Annotated in this window: 17 protein-coding genes and 2 pseudogenes; 6 read left to right on the top strand and 13 right to left on the bottom strand. The window is 54.9% G+C overall.

The features are described from left to right. Positions 1 to 12: 12 nt before the first annotated feature. From BUC32_RS17700 to BUC32_RS17680, 5 genes are all read right to left on the bottom strand, one after another. Positions 13 to 669 (bottom strand): TetR family transcriptional regulator C-terminal domain-containing protein, encoded by a 657-nt coding sequence (locus BUC32_RS17700; RefSeq protein ID WP_073256217.1) that lies wholly within the window; start codon positions 667 to 669, stop codon positions 13 to 15. Between the two features lie 43 nt (positions 670 to 712). After that, entirely contained in the window at positions 713 to 1,810 is a 1,098-nt protein-coding gene (locus BUC32_RS17695) for an ABC transporter ATP-binding protein (protein WP_073256215.1), read from the bottom strand. 2 nt (positions 1,811 to 1,812) lie between these two features. After that, entirely contained in the window at positions 1,813 to 2,619 is an 807-nt protein-coding gene (locus BUC32_RS17690; protein WP_073256145.1) for an ABC transporter permease, read from the bottom strand. Further along, a complete protein-coding gene (locus tag BUC32_RS17685) occupies positions 2,616 to 3,542 on the bottom strand; it encodes an ABC transporter permease (protein WP_073256142.1) in 927 nt (308 codons plus the stop codon). Before BUC32_RS17685 ends, BUC32_RS17690 begins: the two co-directional genes overlap by 4 nt. A 117-nt stretch (positions 3,543 to 3,659) precedes the next feature. Further along, complete coding sequence (locus BUC32_RS17680) at positions 3,660 to 4,778, bottom strand: ABC transporter substrate-binding protein (protein WP_073256139.1); 1,119 nt, start codon at positions 4,776 to 4,778, stop codon at positions 3,660 to 3,662. A 275-nt stretch (positions 4,779 to 5,053) separates the two neighbouring features. Here BUC32_RS17680 and BUC32_RS17675 point away from each other — a divergent pair, with 275 nt between their 5' ends. Further along, positions 5,054 to 5,809 (top strand): cupin domain-containing protein, encoded by a 756-nt coding sequence (locus BUC32_RS17675; protein WP_073256136.1) that lies wholly within the window; start codon positions 5,054 to 5,056, stop codon positions 5,807 to 5,809. A 175-nt stretch (positions 5,810 to 5,984) separates the two neighbouring features. Then, a pseudogene (locus tag BUC32_RS21020) lies at positions 5,985 to 6,191 on the top strand (IS6 family transposase); the annotation flags it as partial. 134 nt (positions 6,192 to 6,325) lie between these two features. On the opposite strand, the gene BUC32_RS17665 reads toward BUC32_RS21020, so the two are convergent. After that, positions 6,326 to 7,156, bottom strand: coding sequence for a BKACE family enzyme (locus BUC32_RS17665; protein ID WP_073256133.1), 831 nt, complete (start codon positions 7,154 to 7,156; stop codon positions 6,326 to 6,328). Positions 7,157 to 7,340: 184 nt separating this feature from the next. Between BUC32_RS17665 and hemP the strand changes: the two genes are divergently transcribed. Together hemP and BUC32_RS17655 are read left to right on the top strand one after the other, a co-directional pair. After that, complete coding sequence (gene hemP, locus BUC32_RS17660; RefSeq protein WP_073256130.1) at positions 7,341 to 7,496, top strand: hemin uptake protein HemP; 156 nt, start codon at positions 7,341 to 7,343, stop codon at positions 7,494 to 7,496. Between the two features lie 107 nt (positions 7,497 to 7,603). After that, a complete protein-coding gene (locus BUC32_RS17655; protein WP_073256127.1) occupies positions 7,604 to 8,524 on the top strand; it encodes a CehA/McbA family metallohydrolase in 921 nt (306 codons plus the stop codon). Between the two features lie 7 nt (positions 8,525 to 8,531). Here the strand turns inward: BUC32_RS17655 and phnF are convergent, their stop codons facing one another. After that, positions 8,532 to 9,263 (bottom strand): phosphonate metabolism transcriptional regulator PhnF, encoded by a 732-nt coding sequence (gene phnF, locus BUC32_RS17650; RefSeq protein ID WP_073256124.1) that lies wholly within the window; start codon positions 9,261 to 9,263, stop codon positions 8,532 to 8,534. Positions 9,264 to 9,499: 236 nt separating this feature from the next. On the opposite strand from phnF, the gene BUC32_RS17645 reads away from it, so the two are divergent. After that, the gene (locus BUC32_RS17645) at positions 9,500 to 10,648 is read left to right on the top strand and encodes an alpha-D-ribose 1-methylphosphonate 5-triphosphate diphosphatase (RefSeq protein WP_073256121.1); all 1,149 of its coding nucleotides are present in this window, start codon (positions 9,500 to 9,502) and stop codon (positions 10,646 to 10,648) included. Between the two features lie 75 nt (positions 10,649 to 10,723). Here BUC32_RS17645 and BUC32_RS17640 read toward each other — a convergent pair whose 3' ends face one another. The 6 genes and pseudogenes from BUC32_RS17640 to BUC32_RS21015 form a co-directional block, all read right to left on the bottom strand. After that, positions 10,724 to 10,990: a hypothetical protein gene (locus BUC32_RS17640; RefSeq protein ID WP_073256119.1), complete on the bottom strand. Its 267-nt coding sequence runs from the start codon at positions 10,988 to 10,990 to the stop codon at positions 10,724 to 10,726. A gap of 3 nt (positions 10,991 to 10,993) precedes the next feature. Next, positions 10,994 to 12,817, bottom strand: a complete 1,824-nt coding sequence (locus BUC32_RS17635) for a Na/Pi cotransporter family protein (RefSeq protein WP_073256116.1) — start codon at positions 12,815 to 12,817, stop codon at positions 10,994 to 10,996. A 56-nt stretch (positions 12,818 to 12,873) separates the two neighbouring features. Then, positions 12,874 to 14,259 (bottom strand): FAD/NAD(P)-dependent oxidoreductase, encoded by a 1,386-nt coding sequence (locus BUC32_RS17630; RefSeq protein ID WP_073256113.1) that lies wholly within the window; start codon positions 14,257 to 14,259, stop codon positions 12,874 to 12,876. Then, the gene (locus tag BUC32_RS17625; protein WP_073256110.1) at positions 14,256 to 14,570 is read right to left on the bottom strand and encodes a (2Fe-2S)-binding protein; all 315 of its coding nucleotides are present in this window, start codon (positions 14,568 to 14,570) and stop codon (positions 14,256 to 14,258) included. Before BUC32_RS17625 ends, BUC32_RS17630 begins: the two co-directional genes overlap by 4 nt. Next, the gene (locus tag BUC32_RS17620) at positions 14,557 to 15,660 is read right to left on the bottom strand and encodes an NAD(P)/FAD-dependent oxidoreductase (RefSeq protein ID WP_083599389.1); all 1,104 of its coding nucleotides are present in this window, start codon (positions 15,658 to 15,660) and stop codon (positions 14,557 to 14,559) included. Before BUC32_RS17620 ends, BUC32_RS17625 begins: the two co-directional genes overlap by 14 nt. A gap of 52 nt (positions 15,661 to 15,712) precedes the next feature. Then, a pseudogene (locus BUC32_RS21015) lies at positions 15,713 to 16,168 on the bottom strand (DUF2269 family protein). 364 nt (positions 16,169 to 16,532) lie between these two features. Between BUC32_RS21015 and ilvD the strand changes: the two are divergent. Then, the gene (gene ilvD, locus BUC32_RS17610; protein WP_073256211.1) at positions 16,533 to 18,383 is read left to right on the top strand and encodes a dihydroxy-acid dehydratase; all 1,851 of its coding nucleotides are present in this window, start codon (positions 16,533 to 16,535) and stop codon (positions 18,381 to 18,383) included. The last annotated feature ends 91 nt before the right edge of the window (positions 18,384 to 18,474 follow it).

Here is an 18,474-nt window from a genome sequence, read left to right as displayed (position 1 = left end):
TTTCTTTTTGGATTAGGCAGGTCTGCTGAAATGGTCGGGAAAGACCTGCGCCAGATAGACCTGGATTCGTTTCATTGCGTCAAAGCGGGTGAATTCGCCGGGATACATCAGGATATTGAGCCAGAACCCGTCATAGAGCCCTTCCAGCGAATAGGTGACGTCGTCGGCGTCAACAGTGACATAGCCGCCTTCTGCGATGATCTGTTTGCACAGCCTCGTCGACAATTCGCGGCGTTCGGCGTCGATCTCGTTGACCAGCAGGCGGTAAGAGGCCCGCGCGCTGGCCTCTCCGAAAAAGCCATACCAAACGGCGATCTTTTTGCGGCTGCAGATCTTTGGGTGAAAATGCGCAGCTACAATGGCCATCAACTTGGCCTCTGGGGCAAGCTTGGCCTGTTCGTAACTCTTCTTCCACTGTTCGTGATGCTCTTCAGCGAGAAACCTGAGGGTTTCCTGAAACAAGATTTCCTTGGACTTAAAGTGGAAATTTGCCAACCCCGTGGACAGACCTGCGATCTTGGTGATCGTGGTCATGGTCGTGCCGGATATCCCATACTTGCGAATGCTGGCGATCGTCGCATCGATCAGCTGTTTGCGCCGCTCCTCTTTCGAGGCGGTGCGGGGTGCTTTTGCACGGGCATTTGCCGTATGGGTCTTGGCCGTTGTCATAGATTCACGAAGCTCCCTGATATCGAACTCTTTTCCCGCGGTTTCAGGCGTCATTCAACAGGACGAGTGCATCATCGTCCCAAGTCAGCCAAACCGAGTGCGCGTTCTGATCTGAGGAGATGACACGCTTTTGGTTCTGAGCCGAAACGGCAACCGGCGTGTCTTGTCCGTCAACGCGTACGTAGTAGTGGCTGCGCTCGCCGAGATAGGCGGCATTCTCTAGCGTGCCTTCGACACAGGCGCCGGTGGTGGGTTTGGTGTCTGATATCTTCAGCTTTTCGGGTCGAATAGCGAGTTCAAAGCGATCGCCCTTGGTGGTGGTGCGCTGGCCTTTGGTGGTGCTCACTTTGCCCAAGCCCTTGGCATCAAGAACCAGAGTGTCGCCTTCAACCCGATCCACCATTGCTTCAAAAAAGTTCATGGTCCCGATAAAGGCCGCGACCTCGCGGTTTTGCGGCATTTCATACAAGCCAGTAGGTGTGTCTGTCTGAAGAACGGTGCCCCCCGACATTACGGCGATACGGTCCGACAGGGTCAGCGCCTCTTCCTGATCGTGGGTCACGAACACAAACGTAATTCCGACGGTGCGTTGCAATGCGCGCAGTTCCAGCTGCATTTGTTCGCGTAGCTGTTTATCCAGCGCCCCAAGTGGCTCATCCAGCAACAGCACTTTGGGTTTTAGGATCAATGCGCGCGCCAGGGCAATGCGCTGGCGTTGACCACCAGACAGCTCATGTGCCTTACGGTCGCCGTACTCGGGCAGTTTGATCAGGTCGAGCATTTCGTCGACCATCTCATACTTCTTCATCTTGGAAAGGCGCTGTTTGCGCAGGCCATAAGCAATGTTGTCGCGCACGTTCAGATGCGGAAAGATGGCATAGCTTTGGAACACCATATTCACCGGGCGATAGTGTGGCGGCACCTCGGACATGGGTTGACCGTCGATGTAAATCTCGCCGTTGGTCGGTGTCTCAAACCCAGCCAACATGCGCAAAAGCGTGGTTTTCCCACAGCCGGACGAACCCAGAAGCGAAAAGAATTCACCGTGCCCAATGTCCATCGAGATTTTGTCGATGGCCTGAAATTTACCGAAATACTTGTCGACGTTTTGGATTGAGATAAAGGCGTCTTTGTTTGTCATGGTCATTTACCGTAGGCATCGTCGCGATTGATCCACTGGCCGATAAAGACCAACAAGAACGACACGAAGAGGATGATGGAGGAAAGGGCAAGGATCGAAGGAAACTCCTGTGGGAATCGCAGCTGGCCCCAGATGTACATGGGCAGTGTTGGCTCGGTTCCGCTGAGGAAGAACGCCATGATGAATTCGTCAAACGAGATGGTAAAGCTGAGCAACAAGCTGGCCACAACGCCGGGATAGACAACCGGGAAGGTCACCCTCCAGAAAGTCCACCATGCGTTTTCACCCAGATCGGCCGAGGCTTCCTCAATCGAGCGATCAAAGCCCTCAAACCGCGGCAGCAACGTCGCAATTGAAAATGGCAGACAGACAATCATATGCCCAATCGCGACCGTATAAAGCGACAACGGCACACCCATTTGGCTGAGCAGCACCAACAGCGCCACACCAAAAATGATCCCCGGCACGACCAAAGGCAGCATGATAAAACCGATGATCGAAGGTCTGCCCGGCAAGCGATAGTTGGTCAGCGCCTTGGCTGCAAAGATGCCAAGGCCCGTGGAGGCGATGGACACGCAAATGCCGACCTTGATGCTGTTCATCAGCGAGTTCCAGACCTGTGCACGTTCCCACAACTCAAAGTACCACTGGATGGTAAAGCCTTTGAGCGGGAAGCGGACATAGATCGAGTCATTGAAACTGAACAGCGGCAAAAACAGGACCGGCGTGTAGAGCACGATCAAAAAGATGATCGCATAGACCTGAAGGGGGCGGTTCGGTCGTTTGATATAGGATACGTCGTTTCTCACGATATGCGCTCCCTTGCGAGTTTAGTCAAAAACAGGAAGACCAATCCGATTGAGGCGATAAACAGCATCAGGATGATCGACAGGCTGGCACCCATCGGCCAGTTGTTGACCGCACCGAACTGAAGTTGAATCAGGTTCCCAATCATCATGCCGTCGGGGCCACCCAACAAGGCGGGAGTGATATAGTCGCCAGTGGTTGGGATGAAGATCAGGAAACTGGCCGAGATGATGCCCGGCATCGAAAGCGGCAATGTGATACGGATAAAGCGCCAGATAGGTCCGTCACCAAGGTCGGTGGCGGCCTCGAGCAGCGACTTGTCTATTTTTTCAAGCGAGACATACATCGGTAGGATGGCAAAAGCCGCCCACGCGTGTGTCAGCGTCACGATCACAGCCGTTGGGCTGTAGAGCAGGAATTCAAGTGGCGCGTCGATCACGCCCATGCCCATCAAAAAGGAATTGATAACGCCTTCGTAGCCCAAAACCACTTTCCACGCGAATACACGCAGCAGGTAACTGGTCCAGAACGGCAGGGTCATCAGCACAATCCACATCATTTTGTTTTTGTGGACATGAAATGCGACATAATACGCCATCGGGTAGGCCAGCAAGACGGTGCTGATCGTAGCCCAGGCAGAAACGTACAAAGACCGTTTCATCAATGCCATATAGATTGGCTGGTCAAAGGCTTTGACATAGTTTGCGGTGGTAAACGTCGTGTCAAACCCGAACCCCTGACGGGTCCAAAAGCTCATCACAAGCAAAATGCAAACCGGGACTACAATCCCAAGTGTCATCAAAAGCAATGTTGGAGACAAAAGCCCGTAGCCACGCGAAAGCGGTGACTTGTAAAAATACCGGGATAAGTGGCTGGCCCCTTTCGAGGGCGTGCCGGTCTCCGAAAGCGTTGAAGTATCTGTCATTGAGACAAGCTTTCCAGTGATCGCACCCGTGCCGCTACGACTATTGCGGTTTGGTCGACATTGTTCAGACAAGATTACCCCGCCGACCTAAAAGGCCGACGGAGAGGGAGATAACCTTTAGAAACCAGCTTTGATTTGTTCAAAGGTTTCGTTCATGCGTGTTTCCCAATCCTGCGTCTGCGGGATCTGGAAATGGCCAGCTTCAAGAATTTCAATCGGATTCTTGCTCAGACCCAGACCTTCGAGGGTCGCAGCATCAAAGGCGTCGAATGCTTTCTTGTTCGAGTGACCATAGCCATAATCGTTGATCATGAACTCACCGGTCTTGACGCTCAGAAGCGAGTCGATGATATCATATGCACGATCCAGATTTGGGGCGTCCTTGTGGATCATCATACCACAAACCCAGGTCAGTGCGCCTTCTTTTGGCTTGGCGAACTTCACCGGTACACCTTCAGACTTCAGCACAACAGCCGAGCTGTTCCAGGTCATTGCTGCAACCATTTCGCCTGAGGCCAGAGCCTGTTCCAGGGTTGTGGTGTCATCTGTGTAAGTACGGATCAAAGGACGCTGCTCGCGCATGGCAGCGGCGATCTTTTCAAAGGCGTCTTCAGAGGCAATATCTGTAAGTGGAACGCCTGCTTTAATCGCGCCGCACCACCAGGCATCAGCACCAGATGCGAGGCTGCCAAGACGACCTGAATAGCGCTTGTCCCAAAGCATATCCCAGCTCTCTTCGCCTTCGACCTCAAACAGGTCCGTGCGATATGTCACCGAGGTTTGACCCCAGTCAAACGGAACCATATATGGTTTGCCGTCAACAACATTGCCCTGAACATTGACCAGCTCCGGCATCACATCATCCCAATGAGACAGACGCGATGTATCCACCGGTTGGAACAATCCAGTCGAAATCCAGCGCGGAACACCCGAGTTACAAGGGTGCGCGACATCCACAACATAACCGCCGCGCATTTTGGTCAAACCTTCTTCGGTGCCACCAAAAATTGCAAAATTCGGCAATTCGCCATTTTTTTCTACATATTCACCAAACAGCTCTGGGATATCGTAACCACCCCATGTGAAATACGTGCCCTGCTGACCTGCAGCAGAAGCGCCACGCGGCAACATCGGCGCAGTGGCAACACCGATGCCGGCGGCCATCAACGACTTGGTAAATGCACGGCGGCTCATCTTGCCTTCGCGCATCGATCCTAGCTGATCAAGTACATCCATTCTTCTTAGTCTCCCTATGTTTTGCGCCCGAAAGTGCCCGGGCCTTAATCCCACCTAAACGGTGGAATGCGGTGCGTTTTCTATTGGTTCCTCCCGAAAGAAACGCGCCGAATTTCAACTTACATTAGCCAAAAAGATGACCCACTAATTGAATACTTATTCAATGGATGGGTTGATTTTTGAGTCGAGTCAAGTCAGGTTTTTGGCCAAATCAAGACCAACACTGGGATTCGCGGCGCTCAAATGCCCCGAAAAATGACAAAACGGAGCACTTCATGACTATGGAAAAACGCGTTATTCGACTGGAAAGAAACGGCCCCTCGGCAACAGGCATGCCCGAGATGGAATGCGACCCGGCGGGTTTTCAGTCCCCATTGCCCACACAACATCTGCATGTGTATTACGATGATCCGGAAGCTGGATTTAGTGTTGGCGTCTGGGATACATCGACCATGCAAGAAGCTTTTGGCCCCTACCCCGGTGACGAATTTATCTGGGTGCTGGACGGTGAATTCAAAATGCTGGATGGCAGTGGCGACGCCGTAGTATGCCCGCCCAATTCCTGCGTTAGCTTTCGCAATGCGGCCCCCGTCAGTTGGCTACAAGAGGGCTATCTGAAGAAATTCTACATCACCTATATGGATCCAAAAGCAGAAACGCCCAAAATTGACTCTGCAGATGGTGCGATCCAGGTTCTGGATCCAAATGCCACGCTCGCCGTGATGGACAACACCGATCCTTTTGTCATCGAGGGTGACGCTCCAGTTCAGAAAAACCACACCAACTTTACCAATGACGCTGGCAACTTCTTTACCGGCACGTGGGAAAGCGGGCCGATGGTATCCAAGATGCTGCCCTTCCCGACACATGAGTTCGTGCGCATGCTGACCGGAGAGGTCACGATCACTGAAGGGGACGGCACGGCACAGACATTTATTGGCGGAGACTGCTTCTTTGTGCCCAAAGGCACAGTGTGTAGCTGGGAAATCAAAGACCACGTCAAGAAACACTACGCCATTCTAGACGTCTGACTAAGGGATAGAGAGGTGATGTCAGATTAAAACTGTGTGGCCGCCTCTCCCACCCCAATCCGCTAAAAGATTGGGCAAATCTTCATATTTGATTGGCTTTTGCCAAACATCAGCAATTGAAACCAGCCAGAGATCCGCGCAAAAAGAATAGCAATTGGTCTTAGTCTGACAATGCCGAACCGAGAGTTCTCAACTGCCGTTTCGAAAGCGAGAGCGAGCCATGCACCGCTTTCGTCGTATGTGAAGTTTGCAGAAATTTGTTTTCGTTTATGCCTCTGTTTTCACCCCCTTCAATCAGGAACGCAGCCTTCCGAAAAGATGCCATTTCAAACTGAATCGCACCGCCGCTCTTGCCGAGGGACGTGGTCTTTGTGCGGCATAAAGGACAACTTCACTGGCCTAGAAGAGACTGGTTTGAATTCGTCTGACACTACCTCTGTGCCGTCACCGCGGAATTTCAGAAACCCAGATGCAGACGCGTCCGGGTTATGTTTTCTGAGGAGTCCGCTATTTGGATTACCCTGCCCGTAAACCCAAGATTTCACGCGCCTGTTTGGGCGTGGCTACAGGGCGCTCGTGTTTTTCGCACAATTCGGCAGCCCGCGCGATCAGTGCGGCATTGGACGGCGCAAGCCGGTCGCGATCCAGTCGGATGTTGTCTTCCAGCCCGGCACGGGTATGGCCGCCCGCTGCAATGGCCCATTCGTTGACCACGATCTGATTGGGGCCGATGCCCGCGGCGCACCACTGCGCATCTGGAGCACGCTCACGCATCATCTTGACATAGAAATCGAATACCTCGCGATCGCAGGGCATTGCGTTCTTTACGCCCATTACAAATTGCACATAGAGTTTGCCAAATAATTTGCCGTCTTTGTGCATGCGAATGGCGTGCAGGATATGTGACAAATCAAAGGCTTCGATTTCCGGGGTGATCTCATATTTGACCATTTCTTCGGACAGCCATGACACCAAATCGGGCGCGTTTTCGTATACGCGTGTGGGGAAGTTGTTGGACCCCACGGAAAGCGAGGCCATATCGGGGCGCAGCGGCAGCATGCCACCGCGCGCGGCACCGGCACCTGAGCGGCCACCGGTAGAGAATTGAATGATGACGCCGGGACAATGCTTGCGCAGCTCTTCCCCCAATCGCGCGAATTTTTCCGGGTCAGATGTGGTTGTTCCGTCGTCGTTGCGCACATGAGCGTGGATGATGCTGGCTCCGGCTTCGACTGCAGCCTGACTGCTTTCGACCTGCTCGCTGATGGTAATTGGAACCGCCGAATTGTCAGACTGAGTGGGCACTGAACCGGTGATAGCACAGCACAGAATGCAGGGTTTGCTCATGTCATACCTCGATTTTCATCAGGCGTATTTGGTTCCGCCCATAAGCGTGATGTCAAAATGACAGGTCGCTTGTCCATTCTTTTCGCGGGTTTTGCTCAAAAAGGCACTCATAAATTTTCATTTGACTTATCTGACAAAAATAGTCAGATAATTGATGCAAGTAAAATTCAAGAGAGTTTCAAACATGTTCAGCCAACCCAAAGCCTCTTATCAGGATCCCCATCCCGTGCATGACGCACGCGAATTGACCAATGGCGACATTCAGGCCCGCATTGTGCTGGATGAACAGGTTTACACGCTGCGCATCACCCGTGCGAACAAGCTGATCCTGACCAAATAGATTGCGCTCGGCGGTTTCTAACCGACAATGCGTGCTATGGCTTCGCATGGGCGACGACATGCCGTAAAACCAAGGAGACCTGAGATGTCGAACTTTGGAGAGAACCGGTGATCTTGTCTGCCTTTAAAGCCCCCGGCAAATTCTACCGGGGTAACTTGCACACCCATTCAACCCTGTCGGATGGATGCCTTGATCCCAAGGACATATGCCAGAGATATCGCGATGAAGGGTATGATTTCCTGTGCCTGAGTGATCACTTTGTTGGGCAATATGGGTATCCAATTGCCGATACGACGCCCTACCGCACCGAAGATTTTACCACGATATTGGGAGCCGAACTCCATTCAGGAGCCATGGCAAACGGCGCGCTTTGGCATATTTTGGCGGTGGGGTTGCCAGCTGATTTTGCCCCGCCCAATGCCCCGGGGTTTGAGCCCGTTGAAGGGCAGGAAAGCGGCCCGGACATTGCCCGCCGGGCACGCGCGGCCGGGGCTTTTGTGACCATCGCACATCCTCAGTGGTCCGGATTAACGGTTGAAGATGCGCGCGGTCTGGACGCTGCCCATGCGGTTGAGATTTATAATCACGAATGTGCGCTCAGCAGTGACCGGCCTGATGGGGCGCACATGTTGGAAACTCTTTTGTCCGAAGGACGCAAGCTGACCCTGATTGCGGCGGATGATGCGCATTCCAGATTGCCAGATGAATTTGGGGGGTGGGTCATGGTCAAGGCGACATCCAATGAACCGGGCCCATTGTTAGAGGCGTTGAAGCGGGGCGATTTCTATGCGTCGCAAGGGCCCGAGCTTTTTCATGTCGAGATTGCCGGCGATGAAATTCTGATTACCTGTTCTGAAGTCAGCAATGTGTTTGTTCAGGGATATGGGCCAGCGGTTCGGGCCAAACATGGGGCTAGGCTGACCAATGTGCGCCTGCCTTTGGAGCGTTTCAAAAACTGTCCATGGATTCGCGTGACAGTGATCGACAAAGATGGAAAGCACGCGTGGTCTAACCCGATCTGGCTGTAATTGCGCTCTATGGCATGTCCGTATCAGTTAAGGACAATGTCACGCGATCGCCCGCAAACCAGGATGTGCAAAACTCGGTTGGAGTGCCGTTTGGGTCGACGTTGATACCCAACGTTCGCAAAACCGGATCGCCTTCGCGGATATGCAGATGATGCGCCTGTGTACTTGTCGCGCGCAAGGCTGTGACCCGGGTTGAACTGCGCGTGTAGTCTTTTACACCACAGGCCTGAAGCGCGGCTGTGACCGAGTTGGAATATGCGATGTGTTCTACCATTTCAGGCAACCGGTCGGCGGAAAACACGCTGCGAAACAGCACAATCGGCTGATCATCGGCCAAAGAAAGCCCTTCGAACACATGTACTGGATCGCCTTTTGTAATCCCAAGGGCCTGAGCTTCGTTCTGGTCAGCCTGTCGCGTTTCAACAGACAAGGTTTTCTTTGTGGGCAGGCGACCGGACTGTTCAAGGTTGCTATGGAACCGCACACGTTTGCCAAGCGGGTAATCGGCCGGTGTCTCTGCGACAAAAACTCCCGCACCACGGCGTGAGGTCACCAATCCACTCTCTGCCATATCCTTTAAGGCGGCACGTACGGTGTGTCGGTTGACATCAAACCGCGCCGCCAGTTCCGCCTCGGTGGGCAGTTTGTCCCCGGGCCCATATTGCCCTTCGGTAATGTCCGACGTGAGACTTCGTGCAATGCTTTCCCAAAGGGGCGTTTTTTTGTGAAAGCGATTCATGAGTTGGTGACGCCCGGATCGGAAAAGATGCCTTGATTGTATTGGTTTAGCTCAAGTCCAGCAAGGATTAGCTGCGCGCGCGAATTCCCCAAGAGACGAAGTGTCACTCACCGCTGCTGCGCTAAGCCAAAAGTGGCTGACGAACCCGCGGGAGGCGTGTAGAAGGAGACTTACAAACGATTGCACGCTTCGGGTCAATTTGGCCTAGGCGTTGTTCTGGACGATCTAAGGACGCAATGACACAAGAGACAATCCTCGCGAATGCCATGTTGGTTCTGCCGGATGAAACTGTACGGGGCGCATTGTTGCTCCGGGATGGGAAAATCCAGGCATTAGAGACCGGTACATCCGTGCCCTCAGGTGCTGTGGATTGTCAGGGCGATTACGTCGCACCGGGGCTGGTGGAATTGCATACCGACAATCTGGAACGGCACCTGCATCCGCGACCCAAGGTGAATTGGCCGCATTTGCCTGCGATACTCGCGCATGATCAGGAAATGGCGGGGGCCGGAGTAACCACGGTTTTTGATGCATTGCGGATCGGGTTTTTTCAGTCTGCCGCACGCAATAAACTGCGAAAAGGATATGCGCGCGAGGTGGCAACTGAACTGCGAAACCTCGGTGAGCAGGGCACCTTGAAAATCAGGCATCATGTGCATCTGCGCGCCGAGACCTGCTCGGAAACGCTCATTGATGAACTCGCGGATTTTGGGCCGGAAGATCGCGTTGGCATCATGAGCCTGATGGATCACACGCCCGGTCAACGCCAGTTCGCGGACATGGGCAAATTTGAAACCTACACACGCGGAAAACACGATCTGCCAAGTGATGGGTTTGACGACTATGTGAGGTTTTTGCAGGAATTGCGCAGCCGCTTGGGGCAAACCCATGAAAACGCGGTCGTTGAAGCTGCGGCACGCTGTGGCGCGGTCTTGGCAAGCCATGATGATACGACTGAGCAGCAAGTTGAGACATCGGTGCAATACGGTGCTCGATTGGCTGAATTCCCGACAACCGTTGCGGCCGCGCGTGCAAGTAAGATGCGTGGTATGGCCACTGTTCTGGGAGGGCCGAACCTCGTGCGTGGCGCGTCCCATTCGGGAAATGTGGCGGCCGCGGAATTGGCCGACCTAGGTATTCTGGACATTATTTCATCGGACTATGCCCCGGCCTCTTTGCTGTTGGGTGCAGTGCAACTGGGGCAGCGCTGGGACAATATGGCCAAAGGATTGGCCACCGTTACGTCGACGCCTGCGCAAGCGGTCGGATGGACAGATCGCGGGCGCCTTGGGGTTGGTCTTGCGGCGGATGTGATCCGCTTCAAACTGGTTGGGAATGTCCCGACCCTGCAAGCCGTTTGGTGCAAAGGAGCGCGCGTCGCCTGATGCTTGTCTGGGGCTGGTGTCTGGCGCTCGTTGCCATGCAACATCGCCCCACCCGCCATCCCACGGTGTCAGACCTTAGGCGGTTTCGTTGTTTTCAGTAATCTGCGCGTGCAGCCATTCGCCACGCTGAATTTGTTCGCGCACCACCGCCAGTTTTCCCGTCAGCCGTTCTTTCTTGGCCACTTTCGCGGCTCCATCGATTTCGATCAGCAGTTTGACTTCCTTAGCGCGAAGCTTGGCCAGCACTTTGTCCACATGATCCGGAGTGATCTTGCCCACCTTCTTTTGCGCAAGGCGGTCATAATAGTCGTCGAGTTTGTCGATACTTTTACCAAGTCCCATGTCTCACGCGTCCCTTTGTCGACGATCCATCGCCATTTCATCTGCTTCGTCTTCTTCCAGCGCCAGAATACGCTCGACCTCTTCCAGACCAGTCTTTGTTTCAGCGTGCAGAGTTTTGCAGGCTTCAATCATATCCTTCAGCGCCTCATATCCATACTGCGAATCGTTGAGGATCGAAGTGGCTTCGGCCGCTGTCAGGCTACCATCTCTGATTAACGCTTCTGTGACATGGATCGCATCTTTGTAAGATCGCTTGGCCTGTACCCGTTCTTCGTCGAGCCAAAGGGCACTGCGGCTCTCGGAGTCTTCGTTGCGAATTTTGTCCATCTCAACCAACATACGCGCAATGTCGGCACGGATTGCGTTGTAAAGAACTGTGGTCGTGCCGTGATTGGTTTCGGTGTAGCGGGTGGTATTGCGCCGCAAGTGCTTTACCGCTTTGACGGCCCGCACGATGCGGCCCGCACCGGCGCGCAAATCGTGAATACGGTGCATGATGTCTTCTGGCGTGTCTTTGTCGCCCAACCCCATGCGGGACGCAAACTCCACAATCGCGGCATGCAGAGGTTTGACGCGTTGATCGTAAGCGATGTCAAAGTCCACCGGGAATGCTTTTGTGCTCTCTTCAACCGTGGCGGCAATATCAGAGGTTTGCAAAAGGCGGGGCATATTGAGGTTCAGCCCTTGGGCAATCACCTCTTCGGCGTTGTGCATCAGGTGCCCGAGTTCTTTGCGCAACGCTTCTTCGGCGACTTCGGGGAAGTCATCGGTGGCGTCAGACAGATAAATTGGGGTTGAGATGTCTTTGGCCGGTTCGGGGATACGACGCTTTAGAAATGTGATCAGGCGCCAGAGAAACGGCAACATGAGCGAGACGCCCAGCACGTTAAAAATCGTGTGAAACACCGCCAGTTTCAAAGCGTAGTCATCCGGCGCAATGCCCAGGGCTGTGCCCAGAAAATTCACGATGCTGACCAGTGGCACAATAAAAGCCAGGGCAACAGCCGCAGTGAACACATTAAACACAAGATGGGCCAGCGCCAGCCTGCGCCCCTGGTAATTGGCGCCTATGGCTCCGAGGATGGCGGTGATTGTGGTGCCGATATTGGACCCGATTGCCAGCGCCAATGCGTTCTCATAGCCGATTTGTCCGGCGGCCAGCGCGGTGATGATGATCACCATCGTGGCGTGGCTGGACTGCATAACAACAGTCATGCCAGCCCCGATCAGCGTGTAGACGACCAATCCCAACAACCCGGGAAGCGCAAAACGATTTAAGTCAAACTGAGTCTGAAAGGCATCAAAGCCTTCTTTCATGTAGTGGATGCCCAGAAACAAGAAACCCATGCCTGCCAGAACCAACCCGGCACCACGCATGTATTTTGAGGACTGGAACACCAACACGATGGAGATCGCCAGCATCGGCATCGCGTAAGCCGCAATGTCAACCTTGAGACCAAACCCTGCGACCAGCCAGGCCCCGGTTGTCGTGCCGATATTGGCGCCAAAAATGATCGCCACACCTGCGGTGAGCGTGATCAGTCCCGCGCTCAGGAAGGAAATGGTGATGATCGTGACCAGCGATGACGATTGCATGATTGTGGTGGTCAGCATCCCAAACCCCAGGGCGCGCGGAACCGATGCTGTTGCCTTGGCCAAAATCCTTTCCAGAAAGCCACCCGAGAACAGTTTGAACCCGTCTTCCAGCATGGTCATGCCAAACAGAAAGATCGCGACCCCGGCGGCAATTTCCTGCAAGTCAGGTTTGAGCCAGAAACCGACAACCAGCAGGGCAAGCACAAGGGGCAGGATGAGCTTTCTGGCCACGTCAGGTCTCCGGGTTCGGGGCGTGTAGATACTATGAGCAGAGGTCTGCTTTGGGTTCAATCCCCGAGATCAAGCCGGGACAATTCGCCCAATGTAACAGGTTTGCAGGGGCTGCGCGCCCGGTGCGGCCCCAGATCAGTCGGATGCCGGCCTGAGTGGGCGGCAAGCGTAGTGGTGACGCTAAGATCACACATGCGTCCCTGACAGGGTCCCATTCCAGCTCGGGTGGCGGTTTTCATCTGACGCGGTCCCTCTGCCCCATTTGAGGCGGCGACGCGAACTTGCCCCGCTGTGATCTCTTCACAGCGACATAGGATCGTCTCATCAACAGGGGACAAGAATTCCGGGGCGGGTGCATAGGCCGCGTCCAGAAACGGGCGTAGGGCATCGGCGCGAAAGCGGCGGTTCAGCGCATGGGCATTGATGTGGCGGGCAATGTCCGGGCTGAGATCATCCAGCGCACACAAGATCGCATTGGCCGTAATGACCCCTTGTGCACATGCCGCGTCAGCGCCAAAAATACCGGCTCCGTCGCCTGCCACCCACAGACCGGGTCGGTCTGTGCGCCCGTCGTCATCATGTGTGGGTTGCCAGCAAAGCTGCGTGACGTTCCACTGATGGGGAATGCCTGCGGACCGGGTCAGGTTGGTCGATGGGACAATGCCCTGATGACACAAAAGCAGTGCACAATGCAGGACATGTTCTTTTCCCTTGCTTGTGAAGGTAAAGGTCAATCCATCGCCTTGTGGTCTCGCGCGAAACTCTTGCGCTGCAGTGTAGCGGCGCACACCTGCTTTTTGGATTTTACGCAGCAGAGACAGACCTTTGAACACCTGTTGTCGGTCGATCATGGCACGGGGCATCTTGGACAAGGCGCGGGCCATCATCGAAGACGTCTGGGTTTCGACTAACGCCAATGGCGGCGTGCCCGCGTCGATCATCTGGGCCGCAATCAGGTAAAGAAGCGGGCCGGTCCCGGCAAGAATGGCCTCGCGTGGGATCAGGTCTGAGGATTTCATCAGGATTTGCGCGGCTCCGGCCGGCATTACTCCGGGCAGGGTCCAGCCGGGAAACGGTGTTGGGCGCTCTTGTGCTCCCGTGGCGATCAGAACATGACGGGCGGCCACGCTCTGACTTTTTCCGTTTTGCGAATAGGCAACGCGCGGCCCGTCTTTTGCCCGACCGTCATCGATCCGCCAGACAGTACTGCCAAAGCGACAAGTCAGGTTGGGATGCTGCAATGCTTCGGCCTGTTCCAACCCCTTGGCATAGTCAGGACCAAGATGGGGCAGGGTGTTACGATTGCGGGTGATGTTGCGAAAAATCTGCCCGCCGGGATGTGGTTGTTCATCCAGCAACAGCACTTTGGCTCCACCCCGGGCCGCCGTGGCGGCGGCGGACATACCTGCCGGGCCTGCGCCGATGACGATCAAATTCTTCATGACCGTCCCTCCAGCTTGCGAAACCCGGCTTGGCGGCGGATGTCCATGCCCACGGTCACAGTGATCATGCAGGCCTGCTGGTTTTGCACGCCGTCAATCGTCACGAGACAGTCAAAGCAAATGCCCATCATGCAAAACGGGGTTCTGGGGCTGCTGTGGATACCAGTGTGGCGAAAAGCTGCGCTGTCATGCGCCAGAAGTGCTGCGGCCACGGTATCGCCGGCGCAAGCCGATGCTGGTTGGCCATCAAGGCTGAACGAAATGATGTCTTGAATGGCTTCGTTTCGCCGTGTGAACCTAGAAACGGTCATCGCGAAAACCCTCCAGATTTGGTGCATCCTTGTGGTCGTCAAACCAAGCGACCAATTGTTTGGCATGGACGGGCGAAAGGGTTACGCCGCTGTGGCATGTGACCAGAAAGGCGTCTCCGCCGTCCGGTGCTCGGCCATAGACCGGATAGCCGTCTGGTGTCACCACGCGCAAAGCCCCCCAACTGCGCAGTATGTTCACCTCGGCCAACGCAGGCCAGATCGCAACGGCATGGCGTGCCAGCTCACGCATCTTTGGCAAGGTTTCGGCGTCGTCGGGTCCCACTTCGGCCTTGGTGCCGCCAATCTGCACGCCGCCCTCATCCACTTGACGTATGGTTGACGACAAAAACGGCAACCGGGTCTCAAGGCGCTCAGTGATCAGCAACTCGCCTCGTTGCGGGCGCACGATTGTTCGAAACCCCAATTGCGGGGCAAGGTCGGATGCGCCAAGCCCGGCACAAAGAAATACCCGGTCCGCTGCGATTTGTGACTGGTCAGCCAAAATGCCCCGGTAGAAAGCGCCATCGCGCTTCAGGTCTTTGACCGTTGCGTTGGTTTGAATGGTTCCGCCCAGTCGTTGCACCGAAAGGCGAAGTGCGTGCAGCAACTTCAAAGGGTTCACATGCCCGTCATGCGCACAATAGGTGGCCCCGGTCACATCCGGTCCGATGCCGGGAATGTTCCGGCGCAATGTGTCGCCGTCACAGCTTTGATAGGTGAAATCGTGGCCCAGTGTTTTGGCTTGGGCTGCAAGGTCGGCGGCAAAGGTCTGATGCTCATCCGAGTCGGTAAAGAACTCAAAGCCACCCGGCTGTTCCAAAGCAACCTCCTGACCGGATATCTCGGCCAGTTCTTCGGCAAAGGCCGGCCATTGCTGCACCGCGCTCCACGTCCAGCGCGAATACGGCGCGTACCGCGCGCCTTTACCCTGCAACCATGTCAGACCAAAGTTACCGTGACTGGCGCGCAGATCACGATCGGCCCCGTCCAGAACATGCACCTTGTGTCCGGCCTGAAGCAGGCCAAAGGCGACTGACAGGCCGACCACACCACCACCAATCACCAGGTTTTCTGCACGCAACGCATTCATGGCGCCACCCTGACACAAGCGCAGGTGGCGTCAACGGTTTGGATCGCGCGCCTTAGGCTTTAATGACCATCCAATAGACGTTCGCCAGAGGGATCAGAATGGCTGCAATGCCAAACCACAACCAGATACGACCATAAACCCAATACGAGGGCGGAATGACACCGGTTTCAGCGAACACCTTGGCCTGTCTGGCCTGAACAATCTGACAGGGCACCAAGATGGCAGCCCAGATCACGCCAGAGATCACAAACAGATAAAACCCCCACCACATTCAGCGCTCAGAGTGAATTTCAGCCATTATGGCGGTGTTCATATGTGCCACCATCCCAAAGGCGGCAATCAACGTGATCAGCACACCGCCAAAGGTGAACAGCCAATCAGTCAGAGTGACTTGCCTTTGAGCGAATGCCACCACCCGCGGCTCAAGGGTACGATCGGCCATAACTTTCCACCAACCAGTGATGATTATGTTGCCCATAAAGATAATGACCCCGAACAGGTGTAATATCTTGAGTATATTGTAGTCGAGTTACTGAGCGATCAGGGGACCAAAGAAGGACATTGTTTGAATCTCCGCAAAGCGCGTGTTTCAAAAAGACCTTACTTGCGAATTCTGGCTCTGACGAAGCTGGATTTCGTCAATCAACGCCCTGTTTCGTGAGTGGAGCCGCCTTTGGCCGATATGTGGTTTTGCGTCGCGTCACAGCGCAGGTTCATGATCTTTAGATGCCCTGAAAGATGGGGTATTGGTCCGGACATCGGCCTTTTCAAATCAATAAAATTGCCGAACTCCCTTGCAAATCATGCTTTCCGATGGCACCCGTCAGGACCAGACCCCTTTTTGGGACCCGCAGCTTACAGGGAAAACCGATATGCCTGATCTTCGCTCAAAGACATCTACTTTTGGTCGCCGCATGGCCGCAGCACGCTCACTATGGCGCGCAACCGGTATGCAGGACGGAGATTTTGGTAAGCCGATTGTGGCAGTGGTGAACTCATATACTCAGTTTGTACCCGGTCACGTGCACCTCAAGGACATGGGTGATCTGGTGGCTGGCGAGATCGAAAAGGCCGGTGGCGTTGCCAAGGAAATGAACACAATCGCCGTGGATGACGGCATCGCGATGGGCCACGATGGCATGCTCTATTCGCTGCCTTCGCGCGAAGTGATCGCCGACAGCGTGGAATATATGGCCAACGCCCATTGCGCCGATGCGCTGGTCTGTATCTCGAATTGTGACAAGATCACGCCGGGCATGCTGATGGCGGCGATGCGCCTGAACATTCCTGCCGTGTTCGTGTCTGGTGGCCCGATGGAAGCGGGCAAGGTTCTGTTGAAAGACGGTGAACACAAGGCCGACCTTGTGACGGCCATTGTGGGCGCAACTGATACGGACCGCAGCCAAGAGGATGTGGATAAACTTGAGCGTTCTGCCTGTCCGACCTGCGGGTCGTGCTCGGGGATGTTCACCGCCAACTCAATGAACTGCTTGGCCGAGGCGCTGGGCCTTGCATTGCCCGGCAACGGATCGCTTTTGGCGACGCATTCGAAGCGTCAGGGCCTGTTCGAAGAAGCAGGTCGCAAGATCGTGGAGCTGTGTGACCGGTGGTACAAGGACGGCGATGAAACCGCCTTGCCGCGTGGCATTGCCAACTTTGATGCCTTTGAAAACGCCATGATGCTGGACATCGCCATGGGCGGTTCAACCAACACAGTGCTGCACCTTTTGGCGATTGCTCATGAAGGCGAAGTTGATTTCACCATGGCCGACATGGACCGTCTCAGCCGTGAAATCCCACATCTGTGCAAAGTGGCGCCTTCAACGCCCAAGTATCACATGGAAGACGTGCACCGCGCAGGCGGCATTGCCCGCATTCTGGGCGAGTTGGACCGCGAAGGAAAGATTCACCGCGATTGTGCGACGGTGCATGAGAAAACCGTCGGTGCGTTTATCGACAAATGGGACGTGCGCCGCGAAAGCGCGGGCAACGAAGCCCGCGATCTGTTCATTGCCGCGCCCGGCGGCGTGCGCACCACGCAGGCTTTTAGCCAATCACGGATTTACACCGAATTGGATCTGGATATCCAAGACGGCTGTGTGCGCGATTTTGACAACGCCTATAGCCAGGAAGGTGGCCTGTGCGTGTTGTTCGGCAACCTCGCCGAGCAGGGCTGTATCCTGAAAACCGCCGGCGTGATCAAAGACATGTATGAGTTTGAAGGCACTGCCGTGGTCTTTGAGTCTCAGGATGATGCCGTCGAAGGCATTCTGGGTGGCAAGGTTAAGCCGCACTCGTTTGTTGTGATCCGCTATGAAGGCCCCAAAGGTGGGCCCGGCATGCAGGAAATGCTGTATCCAACCGCCTATCTGAAAGCCAAGAAACTGGACACCACCTGTGCGCTGATCACGGACGGTCGTTTCTCGGGTGGGACCGCTGGTCTGTCGATTGGGCACGTGTCGCCGGAAGCTGCAGAAAAAGGCCTGATCGCCTTGGTGGAAGATGGTGACAAAATCACAGTCTCGGTTCCAAACCGGTCGATCCAGTTGCAGGTTTCTGATGAGGTTCTGGCGCAGCGCCGGGCCAATCATCCCCAAGCTGACAAAAAAGCTTGGAAAGCGGTTGGTCGTCCGCGTGCTGTGTCGACTGCGCTCAAGGCCTATGCGTCACACGTGACAAACGCGTCTTTGGGCGCTGTTCGGGCGGTGGAAGAAGACGACTAAAGCTACGCGCTTTTAACCTGATGCATACCCGGCCTCGCAAAAGTAGTTCCAGCATTCTTGCGGTGTGAACATGTCGCAGACTTCGGCCAAT

The organism is Shimia gijangensis (genome assembly GCF_900142085.1).
GTDB classification, from domain to species: domain Bacteria; phylum Pseudomonadota; class Alphaproteobacteria; order Rhodobacterales; family Rhodobacteraceae; genus Shimia; species Shimia gijangensis.
Note: the sequence above shows the minus strand (reverse complement) of the source record. Positions and strands in the feature narration are given on the sequence as shown.

What these genes read in the sequence shown, in the direction of transcription:
- BUC32_RS17700 (WP_073256217.1), bottom strand. Translation starts at nt 669, where the DNA reads ATGACAACGGCCAAGACCCATACGGCAAATGCCCGTGCAAAAGCACCC.
- BUC32_RS17695 (WP_073256215.1), bottom strand. Translation starts at nt 1,810, where the DNA reads ATGACAAACAAAGACGCCTTTATCTCAATCCAAAACGTCGACAAGTAT.
- BUC32_RS17685 (WP_073256142.1), bottom strand. Translation starts at nt 3,542, where the DNA reads ATGACAGATACTTCAACGCTTTCGGAGACCGGCACGCCCTCGAAAGGG.
- BUC32_RS17680 (WP_073256139.1), bottom strand. Translation starts at nt 4,778, where the DNA reads ATGGATGTACTTGATCAGCTAGGATCGATGCGCGAAGGCAAGATGAGC.
- BUC32_RS17675 (WP_073256136.1), top strand. Translation starts at nt 5,054, where the DNA reads ATGACTATGGAAAAACGCGTTATTCGACTGGAAAGAAACGGCCCCTCG.
- BUC32_RS17665 (WP_073256133.1), bottom strand. Translation starts at nt 7,156, where the DNA reads ATGAGCAAACCCTGCATTCTGTGCTGTGCTATCACCGGTTCAGTGCCC.
- hemP (WP_073256130.1), top strand. Translation starts at nt 7,341, where the DNA reads ATGTTCAGCCAACCCAAAGCCTCTTATCAGGATCCCCATCCCGTGCAT.
- phnF (WP_073256124.1), bottom strand. Translation starts at nt 9,263, where the DNA reads ATGAATCGCTTTCACAAAAAAACGCCCCTTTGGGAAAGCATTGCACGA.
- BUC32_RS17645 (WP_073256121.1), top strand. Translation starts at nt 9,500, where the DNA reads ATGACACAAGAGACAATCCTCGCGAATGCCATGTTGGTTCTGCCGGAT.
- BUC32_RS17640 (WP_073256119.1), bottom strand. Translation starts at nt 10,990, where the DNA reads ATGGGACTTGGTAAAAGTATCGACAAACTCGACGACTATTATGACCGC.
- BUC32_RS17630 (WP_073256113.1), bottom strand. Translation starts at nt 14,259, where the DNA reads ATGAAGAATTTGATCGTCATCGGCGCAGGCCCGGCAGGTATGTCCGCC.
- BUC32_RS17625 (WP_073256110.1), bottom strand. Translation starts at nt 14,570, where the DNA reads ATGACCGTTTCTAGGTTCACACGGCGAAACGAAGCCATTCAAGACATC.
- BUC32_RS17620 (WP_083599389.1), bottom strand. Translation starts at nt 15,660, where the DNA reads ATGAATGCGTTGCGTGCAGAAAACCTGGTGATTGGTGGTGGTGTGGTC.
- ilvD (WP_073256211.1), top strand. Translation starts at nt 16,533, where the DNA reads ATGCCTGATCTTCGCTCAAAGACATCTACTTTTGGTCGCCGCATGGCC.